This is a genomic window from Nocardia sp. NPDC050713, from assembly GCF_040654315.1.
GTDB lineage: Bacteria > Actinomycetota > Actinomycetes > Mycobacteriales > Mycobacteriaceae > Nocardia.
On sequence record NZ_JBFAHS010000003.1, the window covers coordinates 537,824 to 555,611 of the forward strand.

Here is a 17,788-nt window from a genome sequence, read left to right on the forward strand (position 1 = left end):
TCGTCTACATCCGGCTGCGTTGGATGCACCGGCAAGAACGCCAGTGCCAGCCGTGCGATCGACACGGAGTCGAACACGGGTCAGTACCTGTAGTTCGGGGGACATCTCGGGCCGCGTCTCTCCTGGGGCGCGGCCCTTGTCGTATCTGGTGAACGGATTCCGGATCTCACTCAGTGGACTGTGACCCAGCCCACTGGACGCTTGTCTGGGAAGGTAACGCCAGCTAGAGGCCATGTTTTCGGTGCCAAAGCGGCGCCTCGCCGGATTTTTGGTTCGAAAACACCTCCGGCAAGCATCTGAACCATTCATGCTTCAGATTAACGGAGCGCCGACCGTGCGCACCGCATCGAGATGAGGAGCACCCCATGTCCGGATCCGCGTCGGATTTCCTGGCCGAAGTTCTGATCAAGACCATCCAGCAGCTGCTGACGGGCAGCGCGAGCTGAGCGAACTCCGCGTCGAAGGGCCGAGCCACCCTGGTGGCTCGGCCCTTTCGTCTGTGCGAGCGGGAATCGAAGCTGGCGCGGTACTTTCGGGGCGCGACGCCCCGATCCGAGCGAAGGGCTCAGTTGACCTGTCGCGCGTCGACGTCCCAATACTTCTGCCGCAGATCGCGTTTCAGAATCTTCCCGGCGCCCGACACCGGTAGCGCGTCCACGATCTCGATGCTGCGCGGCGCCTTGTATCCGGCGATCAGCTCCTTGGCGTGACCGCGGATCTCCGCCGAGGTCACCTGCTGTCCCGGCTTGCAGACGATGACCGCGTGCACCCGCTCGCCCCATTCGGCGTCCGGCACGCCGATCACCGCCACCGCGGCGACCGCCGGGTGCGCGGCGACGGCGTTCTCCACCTCGGCGGAGTACACGTTCTCGCCGCCGGAGACGATCATGTCCTTGATCCGGTCGACGATGTAGACGTAGCCGTCCTCGTCCATATAGCCGCCGTCCCCGGTGTGCATCCAGCCGTCCCGCACGGCGTCCGCGGTCTCGGCGGGCTTGTTCCAGTAGCCGAGCATCACGTGGCCGCCGCGCACCACCACCTCGCCGACGGTGCCGCGCGGCACCTCGGCGCCGTCGGAATCCACGATCCGGATCTCACTGTGCGGCGCGGCCCGTCCCGCCGAACGCAGCCGACCGGCCAGGTGATCCGCCGGACCGAGCAAGGTGGCGATCGGCGCGACCTCGGTCATGCCGTAGGCCTGGGCGAAACCGGCGTTGCCGAAGGCGGCCATCGCGCGCTCGAGCACCGCCTGCGAGATCGGCGAGGCGCCGTACATGATGTGCTCGACGCTGGACAGATCGAACTCGCCCGCGCGCGGATGGTCGACGAGCATCTGGATCATCACCGGCACCAGCACGGTGGAACTCACCCGGTGCTGCTGGATCGCCGTCAGGGTGGCTACCGGATCGAACGCCGGGATCATCACGTGGGTGCCGCCCAGCATCAGCACACCCTGCCACCCGGCCAGATCGGCGAGGTGGAACATCGGCGCCGCGTGCAGGAAGACCGCGCCCGGGGCCATCAGATACCCGGTGGCGACGCCGCCGAGCGCGGAGGTCAGCAGATTGGCGTGGCTGAGCACCACGCCCTTGGGGAATCCGGTGGTGCCGCCGGTGTAGAAGATGCCCGCCGGCGCCTCGCCGCCGCGGCGCGCGTCGGGAATCGCCGTGGCGTCCGCGAGGATTCGCTCGTAGTCGAGCGCGCCTTCGGGGGTTGGTCCGTCGCCGCAGTGGATCACCGCGCGTAGTTCCGGATACTGCGCCCGCAGCGCCGGAACCATCGGGGCGAAGGCGTCGTCGACGAAGAGCACCCGGCTGTCGGAATCGGCGAGGGAGTAAGCGATTTCGGCCGGACTCCACCGGATGTTCACCGGATTGAGAACCGCGTCCGCCCACGGCACCGCGAGCAGGTACTCGTGATAGCGGTCGGAGTTCAGCGACAGCATCGCCACCCGATCGCCGGGGCCGACGCCGAGGTCGCGCAGCGCGCCCGCCAATCGGGCGACCCGGTCGAGCACCTCCCGGTTGGTTCGGGTGCGGGAACCGCAGATGGTCATCAGGCCGTCGGGGTTGAGCTGGGCGGCGCGGTGCAGGCCCTGAGTCAGATACATCGTCGATTCCTCGTCGAACGGCAGTGGTCGGTCCCGACGAGTATTCGGCGGAAAGTGTGATCTGCGCCATGGAAAGCGTGTCGAACTATCAGTCGCCGGTTTGTTGATTTCTCCAAGCGCCCGCCCGTAGGCTCGCCCCACTATGAGCAGACGCCCGACCGCCGCCGAACGTTTGGTGGTGTCGCGCGTGCGGCATCGCGCACCCGAGCTCGTCGACCGCGTCGTAGCGCGAGCCAGGGCGGAGATGTCGGCCTACGCGCCGCTGCCCGCCGCGACCATCGCCACGTCCACCGCCTCGGTCGTCGACCGCCTGCTCGACGCGCTGCACGACGGTCATCCGCTCACCTCGGGCGATCTCGCCGTGCTGCGCGAGTTCGGCGAAACCCGTGCCCGCCAAGGTATTTCGCTGGCCGAGATTCAGAACGGGTGGCGCATCGCGGTCCGTGAGATCCTCGCCGAACTGACCGAGGCTGCCGCCATCAGCGGTGTCGCCGATCGCACGCTGCTCCAGTTGATCACCGCGCTGCTCGACCTCGTCGACGCCGCCGTCGTCCCGTACAGCGGCGGGCACCGCGACGTGGAGATCGCCGCCGCGCGGCACGACGAGCAGTTCCGCGCCGAGTTCACCAGGGCCGTGCTCCTCGGCACCCTCGGTCCCGGGGACCTGCGGATCCGCGCGCAGCAACTCGGCGTCGATCCCGAAGCCGAGTACCGCGCGTACCGTGCCGGGGCGGAAGATTCGCCCGATCCTGCCGCGCCGCTCCCCGCGAGCGGGTTCGTGACCACGGTGGACGGCGACGTCGCCGGGTTTGTGGAAAAGTCCAGAAGCCCGGGTGTGGGCGGTGTCGTCGGGCTCGGTCCGCCGACCCGGCTGGAGGACTTGGCGCGCTCGTTCCGCCTGGCCGGTCGGGTGCTGGTCACCGCGCGGCTGTTCGGGCGCACCGGAATTGTCGACCTGGACAGCGTCGGCGTGCTGCCCGCGATCGCCGCCGACACCGATCTCGGCGCGGAACTCGTCCGGCGCTATCTGGCGTCCCTGGGCGGCGGCGAATCCGCCCGCACGATCGTCGACACCGTCGAGGCCTACCTCGACACCGGCCTGCGCGTCGAGGCCACCGCCGAGCGGCTCGTGGTGCATCCCAACACGGTTCGCTACCGGCTGAGCCGCTTCGAGGAACTCACCGGCGCGGACCTGCGCGCCGCGCACACGGCGCTGCGAGTCTGGTGGGCGATCCAATATCGCAAGACCCAGAACCCGGGGGAGCGGCGCCCGCCGCGCGGGTGAGACTTTCGCCGCGCGGCTTTCCTTCCGTGCCTTCCCACCGATACGGTCGAATCCGGTGGATGCCGGTTCGAGAGGAGATCCGCATGGGTTCAACGGCTTTCGCCGTTTTTCTGCCGCTGGCGCTGGCCTTGGTGATGTTCGGGCTCGGCCTGACACTCACCGTCGACGATTTCGCCAGGGTGCTGCGCTATCCCGCGGCGGCGGCGATCGCGCTGGTCTGCCAGATGGTGCTGCTGCCCGCCGCGTGCTTCGGGCTCATCCTGCTGTTCGGCGTGGAGGGCGCGCTCGCGGTGGGCATGATGCTGCTCGCGGCCTCGCCGGGCGGACCGTCGGCGAACCTGTTCAGCCACATCGCCGGTGGGCATGTCGCGCTGAACATCACGCTCACGGCGGTGAATTCGGTGCTCGCGGTGTTCACGTTGCCGCTGGTCGTCGCGCTGTCCTACACGGTGTTCCTGGACGGCGAGGGTTCGATCGGATTGCGGCCGGACAAGTTCGCGCAGGTCTTCGCGATCGTGCTGGTGCCGGTCGCGGTCGGCATGTGGGTGCACCGGCGTTTCACCGACTGGGCGCGGCGAATGCGCGGGGCGGTGAAGGTGTTGTCGATCGTGGTGCTCGCGCTGGTGGTCGCGGCCGCCGTGGCGAAGAACTTCGAGACCCTCACCGAGCACCTCGGCGAACTGGCCGCGCTGTGCCTGGTGTTCGCGGTGCTCAGCCTGACGGTCGGTTACCTGGCGCCGCGGCTGTTCGGCGTCGACGAGGACCAGGCCGTCGCCTCGGCGATGGAGATCGGCATCCACAACGGCGCGATCGCCATCGCCGTCGCGGTCTCCGTGCTGCACAACGACACGATGGCCGTGCCGGGCGCGGTGTACGGCGTGCTGATGAACATCCCGGCCGCCGGCGCGGCCTACCTCCTGGCGCGCCGCCACCGGTCCGCGAAGGTGACAGCCGCGGCCTGAGCCAGGGACTACGCCTGAATGTTGATCTCGACTCGCCCCGAGGGTGGATGGGCGAGCGGGCGTTTCCCGTTAGATTCGACGCGGTCGGAGTCCGAATCGTCGAGGAGCGGCGTGATCGATACGGTAGAGCGTCAGCAGCGGAACCTCGCGGGGGCGGATCGTCCCGCGGTGGCGTCCACGGGCATCGCCGTCGTCGCGGGCGTTTCCCTCGCGGTGCTGCTGTTCTCGGCGAGCCGCTACGACTATTTCGGCGACGAGCTGTACTTCCTCGCCGCGGGCCGCCACCCGTCCTTCGGCTACGCCGATCAGGGTCCGGTGCTCCCGATGCTGGCTCGCCTGATGGACACCGTCGCCCCCGGCTCGTTCTTCGCGCTCCGGCTGCCCGCGGTCGCGCTGACCACGCTGGCCGTGGTGCTCACCGCGCTGCTCGCCAGGGAATTCGGCGGCGGCCGCCGCGCCCAGTTGCTCGCGGCCATCGCCTACGCGACGTCGCCGTTCCTGCTGTTGCAGGGCAAGATGCTCACCACCAACGCGATCGACACCGTGCTGTGGGTGATCATCACCTGGCTCGTGGTGCGCTGGGTGCGCACCCGCCGTGATTCGCTGCTGCTGTGCGCCGCCCTCGTGACGGCGGTGGACATGCAGGTGAAGTGGCTGATCCCGTTCTTCTGGATCGCGATAGCGGTGACCTCGTCGGCCCTCGGTCCGCGCGAGCTGGTGCGGCGCCCGCTGCTGTGGCTCGGCGGCGCGATCGTCGTGCTCGCCACGGTGCCGACCCTGATCTGGCAGGCGGGCAACGGGTGGCCGCAGCTGCACATGGGCGAGGTGATCAGCGGCGAGCAGGGCGTTCTCGGCGGGCGGCTGATGTTCGTGCCGCTCGCGCTGCTGACCGCGGGTCTGCTCGGCGCGGTGGTGCTGGTGTACGGCGTGTGGGCACTGCTGCGCAATCCCGCGCTGCGCCCGTACCGCTTCCTCGGCGCGACGCTGCTGTTGCTGGTCGCCATCTTCCTGGTGATGGGCGGACGCATCTACTACATGGCGGGCATGTACGCCGTGGTGCTCGCCGCGGGCGCGGTCGGGCTGGTCGAGCTGGCCGCTGGACTGCGCCCGTCGCCGCGCAGGCTGGCCACCGCGGGCGGCGCGGCGGTGGTGCTGGGTTCCACGGCGCTCGTCCTGTGGTCGACGCCGTGGCAGCACCCCGACCGCATCGCACCGCCCGCCGACGTCGCGGAAGCCGCGATCAATATCGGCGTCTACGGCGAATTCGGCTGGCCCGAGCTGACCACCGCCGTGACCGAGGCCTATGCCGCGCTCGCCCCAGCCGAACGCGCGAACACCGTCGTGGTCACCGACACCTACTGGCAGGCCAGCGCACTCGACCAGTTCGCGCGCGACGAACTGCCGCCGATCTACAGTCCGAGCCGCGGCTACGGCTACTTCGGCAGGCCGGACGAGCAGACCGGCACCGTGCTCGCGGTCGGCGTGCCCGAGAGCTTCCTGCGCTGGAACTTCGACAGCGTGGAACCGGTCGGCAAGGTGGACAGCAGGCTCGGCTTTCCCGGCAACACCCAGGACGTCACCGTGTGGGCGTGCACCGGGTCGCGTCATCCGTGGGCCAAGACCTGGCCGGACTTGATGCATCTGTAGCCGGACGTGGTTATCTGAAGGCATGACATCAGGGCAAACCGAGATCTGGCACAACCCGCGGTGCTCGAAGAGCCGCACCGCGACGGCGCACCTGGACGAGACGGGCGTGGCCTACTCCGTGCGCCGCTACCTGGACGACCCGCCGACCGCGGACGAGTTGCGCGAGGTGCTGCGGCGGCTCGACGCGCAACCGTGGGACATCACCCGCACCGGCGAGCAGATCGCCAAGGACCTGGGCATGGCGGACTGGGGCCGCACGCCCGCCGACCGCGACCGGTGGATCGAGGCGCTGGCCGCCAACCCGCAGCTGATCCAGCGTCCGATCGTGCTCACGGCGAACGGCGGCGCGGTGGTCGCGCGCACCGAGGACGCCTTGCGCACCCTCGACTGAACTCGGCGCGCGAAACCCGGACTCCCCGGGTGGTATTCGCCGATACCTGCCGCCGCGCACAGGCGGTAGGGTCGGCACCATGAAGGTTCAACTGCGCCACAATCCCGCCTCCACCGTCGCGCGGTGCTTCCTCGCGGGCGGTGAGCCGATGCGGGTCGAGAGCGGCGCCATGGTCGCCCATTCGGCGGGAATCACGCTGCAGGCCAAGGCCGAAGGCGGCATCCTGGCCGGTCTCAAGCGCTCGGTGCTCGCCGGGGAGTCGTTCTTCGTCTCCACGTTCACCGCGCCGCAGCAGGGCGGCTGGGTCGACGTCGCGCCCGCGCTGCCCGGCGACATGCTGAACCTGCAGATCACCCCGGACCGGCCGTTCTTCATCAGCCGCGGCGGCTGGATCGCCAACTCGCACGGCGTGCAGGTGGAGAGCAAGTGGGGCGGCTTCGCGAACCTGTTCGGCGGTGAGGGCGGCTTCGGCCTGCGCGCGCACGGCGAGGGCGAGATCGTGGTCGGCGTCTTCGGCGCGATCGACGTGATCGACCTGCAGCCCGGCGAACCGATCACCATCGACACCGGACACGTGGTCGCCTACGACCTGGCCATGAACTTCACCATCCGGCGCGCCGTCTCCGGCCGCTCCATCCAGTCGCTGAAATCGGGCGAAGGATTCGTCTTCGACTTCGTCGGCCCCGGCCGGGTGCTGCTGCAGACCCGCAATCCCGGCGCGTTCCTGTCCTGGGCCAGCACCGGCGCGTCGTCGAGCTGACCGAAGCGAGTTCCGCACGGCGAGGATTTCCATCCGCGCCCGTCACGTCCGGATAACCTCCCGGACACCCGGGTCCGTGATGCTGGCCGCTCCACTCGATGAACTACCCGAAGGATGACATCTCATGGAGCTGCTCGAAGTCGTCGCCACCATTTTCCAGACGTTCCTGGCCCTGGGCAGCGGCAGCGCGGCGTAACGGATCAGGACAGGAGATCGCCGATCAGCACCCGGGTGTCCGGGACGAACGGCCAGTCCGGGTCGGCGAGGTGGGCGCGCAGTTCCGCGTCGGTCCACCACCAGCCGTCGGCGATCTCCTCGGGCTGATGACGGATGGGGCCGTCGTAGCGCAGCTCGTAGGCGAACAAGTGGCAGCGCATCGGCCTGCCCTCCCATTCCCCGTCCCAGGACGCGCTGGCCATCGGCAGCGGCGGCGTCGCGTCCGGGCCGAGCACGATGCCGAGCTCTTCGCCGAGCTCACGGATCGCGGTCCGCTCTGGATCCTCGCCAGGCGCGACGACACCGCCCGCGAGGCAGTCGTGCATCCCGGCGAACACCATCTTCGTGTCGGTGCGGCGGTGCACGTAGACCCGCTCGCCGTCCATCGATCGCACCAGCACCCCCGAACTGGCGTGCCACAGCCCCGCGCGATAGACCGCGGCGCGATCGGCCGCGCCGACCTCTCGCCCCTGCCGGTCGTAGACCGCGATCATCTCGTTCGGCTGCGCTGACACCGCTCGAGGGTAGCCTGAGCGGTGCACTCCACCTGGAGAGAGGACCGTCCGATGGTGCTTCCGCGCGCAGTGGCGAGATTCAACCGGCACGTGACCAATCCGGTGGCCGGACTGATCGCGGGCACGGTGCCGCCGTTCGGTGTCGTGGTGCACAAGGGGCGAAAATCCGGGCGCGGCTATCGAACTCCGGTGTGGGTGTTCGAGGACGGCGGTGTCTACCGCATCGCGCTGACCTACGGTCGCGACGCGGAGTGGGTCAAGAACGTCGTCGCCGCGGGCGGTTTCGAGCTCGAGACGAGGGGCCGCACCGTCGAGTTGGTGGATCCGGTGGTGCTGGAGGACCGGTCCGCGGGCTGGGCGCCGATCGGTATTCGGCAGGTGCTGCGGAGCATCGCCGCCAAGTACTACCTGCAGGCCGGTCCTGTCGGCTGATCGCGGGTCAGCGGCGGCGGCGGGCTTTGGCGCTGCGCGATGATCTGGTGTCGCGCGGTGCCGGCGTGCGGCCCTGAGAAGCCACGCGCTGCTCGGACCGCACGGTGCGCCCGGATGCCACGGGGTTCTCGGATGCCCCGCCGGGCCGTGGTTTCGCCGTCGGCACCGGTTTCGCGCCCGGCTTCGGTTTCGCGCCCGGACGTGGGGCGTCGTTCGGCTCTGTGGTAGCCGATGCCGTTGGCACGGAACGGGTTTCGGCGTCGATCCACCGGTACGTGAGGTACTGCTGGGCCAGCGTCCACGCGTTGTTCGACACCCAGTACAACAGGATCACGATCGGAAGCACCGCGCCGCCGATCAGCACGCCCGCGGGAAACACCCACAGCGTCAACGTGTTCAGCATTGGTACCTGCGCCGCGGCCGGGTCCTGGCGGGCGATCGAGGCCCGCGCCGTGAAATGCGTCGCGAGGGCAGCCAGCGCCATCAGCGTGCCGGCGACCGCGGCGATCGAAACGCTCGGCTGCCCGGCCAGGGTGGCCGACAGCGGTGTCCCGAAGAACTCGGCCCGCAGGAATGACTGCACGTCGGCGGCGTCGAAGACGTAGTTCGGTGTCTGCGCGTTCTGTTCGGTCGTCATCGGCGCCGGCGTCGACTGGAAGGGCAGATGCCCCAGTGCGCCGGTGCGGTCGAACGATCGCAGCACGTGGAACAGCGCGAGGAACACCAGCCCTTGGCCGAGCATCGGCAGGCAGCCCGCCAGCACACTCACACCGTGCTGCCGTTGCAGTTTCTGGATCTCGGCGACCTGACGTGGCCGGTCGTCGGAATAGCGCTTGCGCAGCGCCTCGATCTCGGGTTGCAGGCGCTTGACGACGGCCTGGGTTCGGACCTGTTTCAGGAAGAGGGGATACATGGCCGCGCGGAGAGTGGCGACGAGGAACACCACGGCCAGCACCCAGGCCAGGCCGCTGCCGGGCCCGAGCAGCGCGGCGAAGGCGGTGTGCCAGAGCCAGAGCACGGCGGAGACAGGGTAGTAGACGACATCGAGCATGGGGGAACACCTGATTCGGTGAGACGTGCGCGCACGCACGGAAACGGGAGGAGGTCACCGCGAAGGGCCGACCACCACCGCGCGGTGACGCGGGCCGATCAGCCCGTGACCCGTCCCGGAGCTCGCGGCCGCGGACGGCCCGCCGTGTCGGGATTGCTCTGTCGCAGATACGAACCGCGCCTGCGGCGCTGCGCCGAGGGCGGCGGTCCGCAGCGCGGGACGACGACCGGCGCGACCGCCGCGCCGCGCAGCGCCACGATCGCGAACACCGCGGCGGCGAGCACGCCGAGCGCGGCCAGCGAGGCGTGCTCGGGCAGGGGCGTGGCCAGCAGCGCGAACGCGGAAGCCACGCACGCGAATACCGCGAACGCCGTCAGCTGAACCCGCGAGAACACGGGATCGAGCGTACCGGGTGTGGGCGGGTCACGCTCCGTCGCCGAGATCCCACTGTTCGGCGCGGTGCAAGGCGGCGGGGGTCAGTCCGAAGGTGCGACGGCAGGTGCGGGTGAGCTGGGTGCTGTCGTCGAAACCGGCGGCGTGTGCGGCGGCGGCGAGGTCGTCACCGGAACGGAACCGGCCGATCGCGACCCGCAGCCGCAACCACAGCATGTACGGGCGCAACGGCATTCCGACCTGCTCGGCGAACAGGTGCGAGAGCCGGGCGGGGGAGAGCCCGACCCGCTTCGCCACATCGGACCCGCGGATCGAATGATCCGGCACCAGACTCGGCAGCAGCCGCAGCGCCTCGGTCACCGCGCCGTGCCGCTGCGCGCCGTGGGCAGCCGTTGGGACGCCGCGTAATTCGCGCACGATGGCGGCCACCTGCTCGGCGATCGGCGCGCCCGCCAGCGTCGCGGGCAGCGCGTGCTGATCGTCGGCCCAGCCGCCCGCGTGCGCGCGACGGTCGGCGGCGGCGCCCGCCGCGGTCTCCGGATCGAGGTAGAGCGCGGCGCCTTCGGCGGCGGTCTCGATCCGGTGCGGCGCGTCGGCGGGCACGATGATCCTGGTGCCGCGGTGGCGGACCCCGCCCGCGTCCATCACCGTGATCGGAGTGCGGGCGGCGAGCAGTTGGACGGTGTGATGGGCGTGCAGCGCGGTCGGGCGGATCGCACCGCCGAAGGCGAGAATTCCCGGCCGCAGCAAAGCCGTTGCCCGCCGGGGGGATTCGTCGGGCGTGCGGGCGCCGCCCGAGGCTGGGGGTGTCGCGGACACCCCGTCGGTGACCAGAGCCTTCTCCATCGGACGCTCCCGGCAGGTGACGCATGGATCCGGGTTTCGGATCCATCGCCGAGACTATCCGGGTCGCACCGCGGCGGTGAGCGTTTCGGTCAGGTGATCCAGGAATTCACCCACGATCGGTCGCGCGGTCCGGTGTGCGGAAACCGGGTGCGCGACGCCGGGCCCGTCGTCGCAGCGGTCGTGGGGGCGAGCAGCTTTCGGACCTCGGGGAGTTCGGCGACCGCCGATGTGACGGGCCATGCGGACAGGCCGAACGCCGCGCGGGTTCTCTGCGGAATCCGGCGCGGCGTTCGCGGTCGCTCTAGTCGAATGCGGTGGCGGGCGCCAGCGGGACGACCAGGCTCGACGGCCTGCTCGCGTCCCGGTGGATCTGCTGTGACGAGCCGATCAGCCTCGGCAGATCGGTGGGCACCGGGATCGTGGAAGGGAAGGTGCCGCTGGTGATCCGCACGCGCAGCGCGTGTCCCGGCTCGAGCCGATGGAACGCCGGGCGCAGCTTGATCTCCATCCTCGTCACCTCGCCGGGGACGAGCAGTTGCTCGGCCTCCTTGCGCACCACGTGCTCGGGTCCGTAGACGGCGCCATCCGCGGCCCGCCACGTCTTCTCCTCGTCGAGCGTGCGCAGGCTGGCCAGCTGCGAGCCGCCGGTGATGTTCACCGAGGTACCGTTCGGGGCCACGTCGTCGAGCCACACCTGGAAAGCCGCGTCGGTACTGGTCGAGGAGGCGTACAGGGTGAGACTGCTCGGGCCCGCCAGCACCGTCGGCTCGGTCACCGGATCCATCGTGTACGCGCGCCCCGCGGTCGGGCCCTGCACCCATTCGGTACACGGGTTGTAGGCGTTGAAGACGCGGAAGACGAAGTCGAGCAGGCCGCCGGAGTACTGGCCCAAGGTCTGCCGGTTGCAGATGTTGTCCAAGCCGCTGTAGTCGAGCCGGTCCGCGGCGTCGGGGATCGTGGGCTGCTCGGCGACGAGCCGGTCGCCGTCGAGGTAGCGGCGCTGAATCTCGGCCTGCTCGAACGGGTATCGCGAGGTCGCGACGGCGTTGTTGTTCGCGTCGATGACGTGCAGCGTGCGATCGGTCTCGTCCACACCGTTGTCGATCCCCTTGAGGAAGCGGTCGAACCAGGCCAGCGTGATCATGTCGGTGTCCAGCCGCGAACCGGGCCCGAAGCCCAGGCCGACGTGGTACCACGGGCCCATCAGCAGCTGGAACCGCCCGTCGGTCGACTGCCCGGGCGTCATGGGCGCGAACTGGTCGCGCCCGGCCGCCAGGTTCTGCAGCTGGGAGTAGTTGCGCCACGGCCCTTCCTGGTACAGGTCCCACAGCCCGCCGACCTGGTACATGGCGATGTCGTTGTCCACCAACGATTCCAGCTCGGTCTCGAACCGCCGCTCCTGCCACCACGCGCCGTCGTAGGCCAGCGGGCCGCCCGCGTACGCCTCCACCAGCTTGACGATGGTGCTGTCGGTCGACACCAGCGCCGCGAGGTGATCGCCGAGCGCCTGCACGAAGGTCTGCGGTGTCACCACCGCCGTCATGAACGGGCCGATCAGACTCAGATACGGCACCATCAGCGAGATGACGGTGAGCAGCAGCGGGCTCATCAACCCGTCGTGACCGAGCACCTCGTTGAAGATGTTGTTGGGCATGGCCATCGGCACGATCGCCTTCAACGGCGAACCGGGACCGACGGATTCGGCGGTCCGCATGGCCGACAGCGCCGGGAAAGAGTACCCGTACATGCCGACCTTGCCGCTGGAACCCGGCAGCCGGGCGGCCCAGTCCACTACCTGCGCGCCGTCGAGGCCGTCTTGTTCGGACGCCGGATTCCAGGCGCCGGTGGAGCCGCCGGTGCCGCGGACGTCGGCGATCACCTCGATGTAGCCGCGCCGCACCAGCATGTCCTGGGCACTGGTGGCCTGATTGATGATCCGGCGCGCGTCGCGCAAATGGTCCGGCAGTGGGATGCGCAGCTGATCGATGACGCCGGTGACGGCGGCGGTGAGCGCGCTGGAGATCGCGCCGTAGGTGGTGAAGTTGACGACTACTGGGAACTCGCCCTCGGCCCGTCGCCCGGTCGCCGGGTCGGTCGGATACCTGACCTCGGCCTGCAACTTGGTGCCGTCGGCAAGCGGAATCACCTGTCCCAGTTGATATTCGATGCCGTACCGCTCCGGCGTCGGCACGTAGTCCGCGGGCAGGCCGAAGTTCGCGGGCGCGGAAGACACCGGGCCCGCGGCGGGGACGGCGCTCGCGCCGGGCGCGAGCTGAACGGTCGGCCCGAGGGCGGTGATCGCCGCGAGGGCGACCGTGGCGGCGCGGCGGCGGAACCGCGCCCGGCTCGAAATCGTCAATTATTTGAACTCTCTGCTCGCGGTGCCGAGACCGGCGACCCGGGGGCCTCACTGTCTGATACAGCAGACCGCATAAGTCGGGTGCCGCACCACCGGCAGTTCCCAAGACCGCCGGGCGGCGATTTGTGCGCCCGACCAAAGCGGGCGGAACTACGGTGCGAACGAGGCGGCTTCGAGCCGCCTGGCCAGCCGCGCCGCCGACAGCGTCATGGCGTCGGCGGGGCGGTGCGGATCCAGCCCGGTGAGTTCGTGCACGCGCGCGAGGCGATAGGTCACCGTGTTGCGGTGCACCATCAGCTGCCGCGCTGTGGCGAGCTGGTTGAAACCGGTGTCCACGAACGTCTCCAGCGTCTCGGCGAGCATCGGCTGGGCGTCCAGCGGTGCGAGCAGCGCGGCCAGACCCGGCCGGGCCGCGTCGCTCACCGCCACGGTGTACTCGAAGTGCAGATCCGTTCGGCGACAGACGATCTCGCGTCGCGCGAGACAGCGCCCGAGCTCGGCGAGCACGCGCGCCTCGGCGGCGAGCGCGGGGACCGCGGCCCTGGTGGACGCGGCTCCCACGCCCACCCAGTACGGGGGAATTCGGCCGGGCGCGTGCGCGGGCAGGCGGGCGGTGAGCCCGGCCAGCGCGGCCGAGCCGTCGTCGCCGGAGGCCAAGGGGATCAGTGCGGTCCAGCCCCCGGTGTCCAGACGCAGGAAGACGCCGGGGATGGCCTCGACCCGATGCCGCAGGGCCGCCGCGGGACTACCGTTGCTCCCGCACAACCGGAACACCGCGACCAGGAAGGCGTCGGCCACCGGGATGACCGGGTCGTCGGCCCACTCCACCGGATCGCGCCCGGCGAGCAGCGCCTCGGCGATACCGCGGCGGCGCTCCAGCAGTTCCCATCGCGGATCGTGGGCGCGCTGGACGGCCGCGGTCGCGATGCGCGAGCCGACCAGCGCGATGTACTTCAGCAGCGCAGGGGAGGCGTCCAGCAGCAAGGTCTCGTCGGCGCCCGCCGAATCGCGCAGCCGGTCCCAGAGGAACGCCGCGCCGAGCCGATACCGCTCGAGCACATCGGCCAGCGGTGTGCCGTCGCGCAGCCGGTCCATCGCCAGTTCCACCAGCTCCCTGGTGTCGGCCTCGGACGGCTCGACGCCGCGGCGTAGGTACTGGAAGAACAGATCGACATTGAGCTTCGCGCCGCGGGCGAAATCGGTTTCGACCAGCGAGAAGGGCAGCTGCGCGTAGGGCGGCAGCGTGCCGTAGAACCCCTCCAGCAGCGCGGCCGCGGCGCGGTGCAGGTCGTCGATCCGCGCGGATCGCTGCCCGTGGCCGGGAGTTTCGCCCGGGTCGGTCATCGGCGCCTCCGTGTGCCTCAATGCCGTCCTGTGTCCCGGCTCAGGCCGAGTACAGGGCCTCGATGGTATCGGTGTAGCGGGTCGCGATCGGCGCGCGGCGAAGTTTGCCGGTTGCCGTCAGACAGTCGCCGCCCGGCTCCCACACCTCGCCGAGCACCCGATACTTCTTGATCTGCTCGACGCGGGAGAGTTTGCCGTTCGCCGCCGTCATCCCGCGCTCGATCTCGGCGAGCACCTCCGGGCTGGCGGCGAGGTCGGTGACCGAGTTCGCCGCGAGCCCGTTCCGCTTGCCGAAGGCGGCGGCCAGATCGGGGTCGAGACAGATCAGCGCGGTGTTGTACGGGCGCTGTTCGCCGATCACCACGACCGCGCCCGCCAGCGGGCAGTTCTCGGTGATCGTGTTCTCGATGTTGGCCGGGGACATGTTCTTTCCCGCGGCGTTGATGATGAGCTCCTTCTTGCGGCCGACGATCGACAGGTAGCCGTCGGCGTCGAAGGAGCCGATGTCGCCGGTGTGCAGCCAGCCATCGGGGTCGACCGTCTCGGCGGTCTCGACGGGGTCGCCGCGATATCCGCGCATCACGATCTTTCCCCGGATCAGCACCTCGCCGTCCGCCGCGAGGCGGACCTCGGCGCCCGGCAGCGGCGTGCCCACCGTGCCGATCTTGATCCGTCCCGGCCCGTTCAGCGTCGCGCCCGCGGTGCACTCGGTCATGCCGTACCCCTCGCACAACGGCAGGCCGAGGCCGAGAAAGAACTCGTGCACGTCCGGCGGGATGGCCACCGATCCGGTCACCGCGACGCGCACCTGGTCCAGGCCGAGCCTGGCGCGCAGCGGACCGAGCACCAGACGCTCGGCGACGGCGTGCTGGACGCGGCCGGTGAACCCGAGCGCGCGTCCGTCGGAGGCGGCACGCGCGCGGTCGCGCCCGACGCCGACCGCCCACCTGGTCAGCGCGCGACGCGGCGGCGGCTCCGCGGCGAACCGTTCCTCCAGCGCGCCTTTGACTTTCACCCACACCCGCGGCACGCCGAGGAACACCGTCGGCCGTAGCTCCGACAGCGCGGCGGCCACCTGTGTGAAATCCGGAACCGTGGTGATCTGGCTGCCCTCCAGCATGGTCAGGTAGTGCGCGAACCACCGGTTGGCCGCGTGCGCGTCGGGCAGGTAGGAGATGACTCGATCGTCCGGACCCCCGCCACCGAATTCATCGATGACGCGGGCGTTCTCGATGAAATTGGTGTGCGTCAGCTCGACGCCCTTCGGCGGGCCGGTGGTGCCCGAGGTGTAGACGATGGTGAGCAGGTCCTCGGGACGCACCGCGCGCCACGTCGCCTCGAAATCGAAACCGTCCGGTGCGGAGGCGGATTCGAGCGCGTCCAGCGCCACGGTGCCCGCGGGCGCGTCGTCCACGACGATCAAGTGCTCGACACGGTGGCCCCGCTCGGCCGCCACCGCGATCGCCGCCGCAACCCTTGGCGCGAACTGGCTTTCGCAGATGACCGCCCGGTTCCCGGCGTTGCCGAACTGGTAGGCGAGCAGCTCGACCGGGTTGGTGTTGTACACCGAGAAGGGCGTGGCGCCCGCGTGCAGCACGGCGGTGTCGCACAGGTGGAACTCCGGCCGGTTGGTCAGCATCAGCGCGACGGTGTCGCCGGGGCGCACGCCGAGCGCGGCGAGACCCGTCGCGATGGCGCGGACCCGCGCGCCGTACTCGCGCCAGGTGATCGTCTGCCCGCCGCCGAGAGTGCGCAGCGCGACCGCGTCGGCGTAGCGGGCGACGTTCGCCTGGAACGCCGCGCACAGGGTGTCCGGACGCACCCGTTCGACCGCCGGAGTTGTGGAGGGAACCAAGACCGAGACCTTCTGCTGGAGTGTGGTCGAGGCGACCCGCGTCACCGGCGGTGGCGTCGACCTCGTCGTCCGTCCAAGCTCAGCGCATCGAGCGGACCTGTCGCCAGGGGCAAAGGACAAGACTGTGCCGTCCCGGTTTGTGCATCGGACCAAACGGCCGCGCACGACGGCAGCGGTGGAGCATTCCGGCGACCCGGCCCGCGACCTGCCTGCCGCCCTCGCGGACACCGTCAGAGGACGCTGCCGGTCCGTCGAGAGTCAGTGCACGGCCGGACGTCTAGCGCGCGGTGGGCCGGTGCAATTCCCTTGCCAGGGTGAGGAGTTCGGGTAGGTACGCGCCGTCGGTGGCGACGTGTGCGAGCGCGTCCTCGAACGCGAAGGCGCGGACCTCGAGAATCTGCTCGGCGTCGGCGGGATTGCTGGGGGAGGACTCCAGCACGACGTCGGCGGCGCACCACAGCCACGCCTTGTGCGGGTGTGGCTGCCACGGCCGGTACGGTTCCGGTGCGTCACTGGTCGCGTGGTGCGCGCCGAGCCACCGCACCGGGCCGACCGGGCGCGCGCCCGCCTCCTCGCGCAGTTCGCGGCGCAGGCACTCGTCCACCGATTCGCCCGCTTCCCTCGTCCCGCCGGGCACCAGCCAGAAGTCGCGGTCGTCGCGGCACAGCACGATCCGCTCGCCGACGAAACACACCACGTGCACGTTGGTCACCAGCTCGTCGGCGGGCAGTTCGGTGGAGAAGTGGACGTCCAGGCCACCCCACTCCCAGCGGACGGGTGTGTGCAGCAGCGGATAGCGCTCGGCGAGACTCACTCGCTCGAGGTTAGTTCAGGAAGCCGGAACAGCAGCACCTCCGGATCGAGGCCTTCGTCCTCCACTCGAAACGCGTTGCGGAACAAGTCCTGATCGCGATCGTTGCGCCGGATCACGGTGCCGATCTCGGGATTGACCCGGCAGGCGGCGGCGCAGCGCAGCCAGTCGCGCGCGAAGGCGGCGTCCTGGAATGCGGGGAAGCTGAACTTCGGGCCCATCGCCCAGCACATGCTGAGCATGCCGAGTTGCGCGTCGGCGGGCCAGGAGTCGAAACCGGCGAACGGCATCACGACCGCGCCGGTGCCGTGCCGCACCATTCGTCCGCGCAGCAGCGTCTCCAGCTCGTCGAGCCTGGCGAAGACGACGCGGTCGATGTGCTCGTCGGTCAGCCGCAGCTCGGTGACGTCGGCGAAACGGCGGTAGCCGCCCGCCACGAGATCCATCCGGCTCTTCACCGCGTCCCATGCCGCGTTGATCTCCGCGCAGGTGGCGGCCGAGCCGTCGGGGCGGCGCCACGGCAGCCTGCGGGCGGCGATGAGCGAGGCGGCCCGTTCGGCCGGAGTCGGAGCGCCGCGCACCCGTCCGGTGTCGTCGAGCTTGTTGCCGACACCGGTGCTCACGAAGCCTTCGGAATCCAGGTACATCCAGGGCACCCGGCCCTCCAGCGTTTCGTTGAACGGCAGCCAGACACGGCGCACCGCGGCCTTCATGGACGATTCCCCTCGTAGACAGTGCGGAAAGGTGTCGTTTCAGCATGGGACGAGGAGCGGCGGGGGGGGGGGGCGGGGCGGCCCGCGCGCGAAGGGCG

General features: G+C 70.1%; 16 protein-coding genes. 6 read left to right on the forward strand and 10 right to left on the reverse strand.

Translation table 11 applies throughout. The annotated features are described in order from the left end of the window. Positions 1–565 precede the first annotated feature (565 nt). The gene (locus AB0H49_RS08985; protein ID WP_357248999.1) at positions 566–2,110 is read right to left on the reverse strand and encodes a long-chain fatty acid--CoA ligase; all 1,545 of its coding nucleotides are present in this window, start codon (positions 2,108–2,110) and stop codon (positions 566–568) included. Positions 2,111–2,252: 142 nt separating this feature from the next. Between AB0H49_RS08985 and AB0H49_RS08990 the strand changes: the two genes are divergently transcribed. The 5 genes from AB0H49_RS08990 (at position 2,253) to AB0H49_RS09010 (ending at position 7,155) form a co-directional block, all read left to right on the forward strand. Continuing rightward, positions 2,253–3,395, forward strand: coding sequence for a helix-turn-helix domain-containing protein (locus AB0H49_RS08990; protein WP_357249002.1), 1,143 nt, complete (start codon positions 2,253–2,255; stop codon positions 3,393–3,395). Between the two features lie 83 nt (positions 3,396–3,478). Next, the gene (locus tag AB0H49_RS08995) at positions 3,479–4,357 is read left to right on the forward strand and encodes a bile acid:sodium symporter family protein (RefSeq protein WP_355002523.1); all 879 of its coding nucleotides are present in this window, start codon (positions 3,479–3,481) and stop codon (positions 4,355–4,357) included. A gap of 111 nt (positions 4,358–4,468) precedes the next feature. Then, a complete protein-coding gene (locus tag AB0H49_RS09000; protein ID WP_357249005.1) occupies positions 4,469–6,004 on the forward strand; it encodes a glycosyltransferase family 39 protein in 1,536 nt (511 codons plus the stop codon). 22 nt (positions 6,005–6,026) lie between these two features. Then, positions 6,027–6,395, forward strand: a complete 369-nt coding sequence (locus AB0H49_RS09005) for an arsenate reductase family protein (protein WP_355002525.1) — start codon at positions 6,027–6,029, stop codon at positions 6,393–6,395. A 79-nt stretch (positions 6,396–6,474) separates the two neighbouring features. After that, a complete protein-coding gene (locus tag AB0H49_RS09010; protein ID WP_067847657.1) occupies positions 6,475–7,155 on the forward strand; it encodes a TIGR00266 family protein in 681 nt (226 codons plus the stop codon). Between the two features lie 200 nt (positions 7,156–7,355). On the opposite strand, the gene AB0H49_RS09015 is transcribed toward AB0H49_RS09010, so the two are convergent. Next, entirely contained in the window at positions 7,356–7,865 is a 510-nt protein-coding gene (locus AB0H49_RS09015; RefSeq protein WP_357249069.1) for an NUDIX domain-containing protein, read from the reverse strand. Positions 7,866–7,937: 72 nt separating this feature from the next. Here AB0H49_RS09015 and AB0H49_RS09020 point away from each other — a divergent pair, with 72 nt between their 5' ends. After that, on the forward strand, positions 7,938–8,318 hold the full coding sequence (locus AB0H49_RS09020; protein WP_357249009.1) for a nitroreductase family deazaflavin-dependent oxidoreductase: 381 nt from the start codon (positions 7,938–7,940) through the stop codon (positions 8,316–8,318). 7 nt (positions 8,319–8,325) lie between these two features. On the opposite strand, the gene yidC is transcribed toward AB0H49_RS09020, so the two are convergent. From yidC to AB0H49_RS09060, 8 genes are all read right to left on the reverse strand, one after another. Further along, positions 8,326–9,369 carry a membrane protein insertase YidC gene (gene yidC / locus AB0H49_RS09025; protein ID WP_357249012.1) on the reverse strand — a complete coding sequence of 348 codons (1,044 nt, stop codon included), beginning with the start codon at positions 9,367–9,369 and terminating at the stop codon, positions 8,326–8,328. Positions 9,370–9,467: 98 nt separating this feature from the next. After that, positions 9,468–9,764, reverse strand: coding sequence for a DUF6412 domain-containing protein (locus AB0H49_RS09030; RefSeq protein ID WP_357249015.1), 297 nt, complete (start codon positions 9,762–9,764; stop codon positions 9,468–9,470). A 28-nt stretch (positions 9,765–9,792) separates the two neighbouring features. Further along, positions 9,793–10,608 (reverse strand): helix-turn-helix domain-containing protein, encoded by an 816-nt coding sequence (locus AB0H49_RS09035; RefSeq protein WP_355002529.1) that lies wholly within the window; start codon positions 10,606–10,608, stop codon positions 9,793–9,795. 301 nt (positions 10,609–10,909) lie between these two features. After that, positions 10,910–12,967, reverse strand: a complete 2,058-nt coding sequence (locus AB0H49_RS09040) for a CocE/NonD family hydrolase (protein ID WP_357249018.1) — start codon at positions 12,965–12,967, stop codon at positions 10,910–10,912. 150 nt (positions 12,968–13,117) lie between these two features. After that, positions 13,118–14,311: a helix-turn-helix domain-containing protein gene (locus tag AB0H49_RS09045; RefSeq protein WP_357249021.1), complete on the reverse strand. Its 1,194-nt coding sequence runs from the start codon at positions 14,309–14,311 to the stop codon at positions 13,118–13,120. A gap of 40 nt (positions 14,312–14,351) precedes the next feature. Next, on the reverse strand, positions 14,352–16,166 hold the full coding sequence (locus tag AB0H49_RS09050; RefSeq protein WP_357249024.1) for a long-chain fatty acid--CoA ligase: 1,815 nt from the start codon (positions 16,164–16,166) through the stop codon (positions 14,352–14,354). Positions 16,167–16,443: 277 nt separating this feature from the next. Beyond that, positions 16,444–16,980: an NUDIX domain-containing protein gene (locus tag AB0H49_RS09055; RefSeq protein ID WP_357249027.1), complete on the reverse strand. Its 537-nt coding sequence runs from the start codon at positions 16,978–16,980 to the stop codon at positions 16,444–16,446. After that, a complete protein-coding gene (locus AB0H49_RS09060; protein ID WP_355002534.1) occupies positions 16,977–17,690 on the reverse strand; it encodes a hypothetical protein in 714 nt (237 codons plus the stop codon). Before AB0H49_RS09060 ends, AB0H49_RS09055 begins: the two co-directional genes overlap by 4 nt. Positions 17,691–17,788 lie beyond the last annotated feature (98 nt).

Bases quoted from the DNA above. Each gene is read 5' to 3' on its own strand.
- AB0H49_RS08985 (WP_357248999.1), bottom strand. From the start codon at position 2,110: ATGTATCTGACTCAGGGCCTGCACCGCGCCGCCCAGCTCAACCCCGAC.
- AB0H49_RS08990 (WP_357249002.1), top strand. From the start codon at position 2,253: ATGAGCAGACGCCCGACCGCCGCCGAACGTTTGGTGGTGTCGCGCGTG.
- AB0H49_RS08995 (WP_355002523.1), top strand. From the start codon at position 3,479: ATGGGTTCAACGGCTTTCGCCGTTTTTCTGCCGCTGGCGCTGGCCTTG.
- AB0H49_RS09005 (WP_355002525.1), top strand. From the start codon at position 6,027: ATGACATCAGGGCAAACCGAGATCTGGCACAACCCGCGGTGCTCGAAG.
- AB0H49_RS09010 (WP_067847657.1), top strand. From the start codon at position 6,475: ATGAAGGTTCAACTGCGCCACAATCCCGCCTCCACCGTCGCGCGGTGC.
- AB0H49_RS09015 (WP_357249069.1), bottom strand. From the start codon at position 7,865: ATGATCGCGGTCTACGACCGGCAGGGGCGAGAGGTCGGCGCGGCCGAT.
- AB0H49_RS09020 (WP_357249009.1), top strand. From the start codon at position 7,938: ATGGTGCTTCCGCGCGCAGTGGCGAGATTCAACCGGCACGTGACCAAT.
- yidC (WP_357249012.1), bottom strand. From the start codon at position 9,369: ATGCTCGATGTCGTCTACTACCCTGTCTCCGCCGTGCTCTGGCTCTGG.
- AB0H49_RS09035 (WP_355002529.1), bottom strand. From the start codon at position 10,608: ATGGAGAAGGCTCTGGTCACCGACGGGGTGTCCGCGACACCCCCAGCC.
- AB0H49_RS09045 (WP_357249021.1), bottom strand. From the start codon at position 14,311: ATGACCGACCCGGGCGAAACTCCCGGCCACGGGCAGCGATCCGCGCGG.
- AB0H49_RS09060 (WP_355002534.1), bottom strand. From the start codon at position 17,690: ATGAAGGCCGCGGTGCGCCGTGTCTGGCTGCCGTTCAACGAAACGCTG.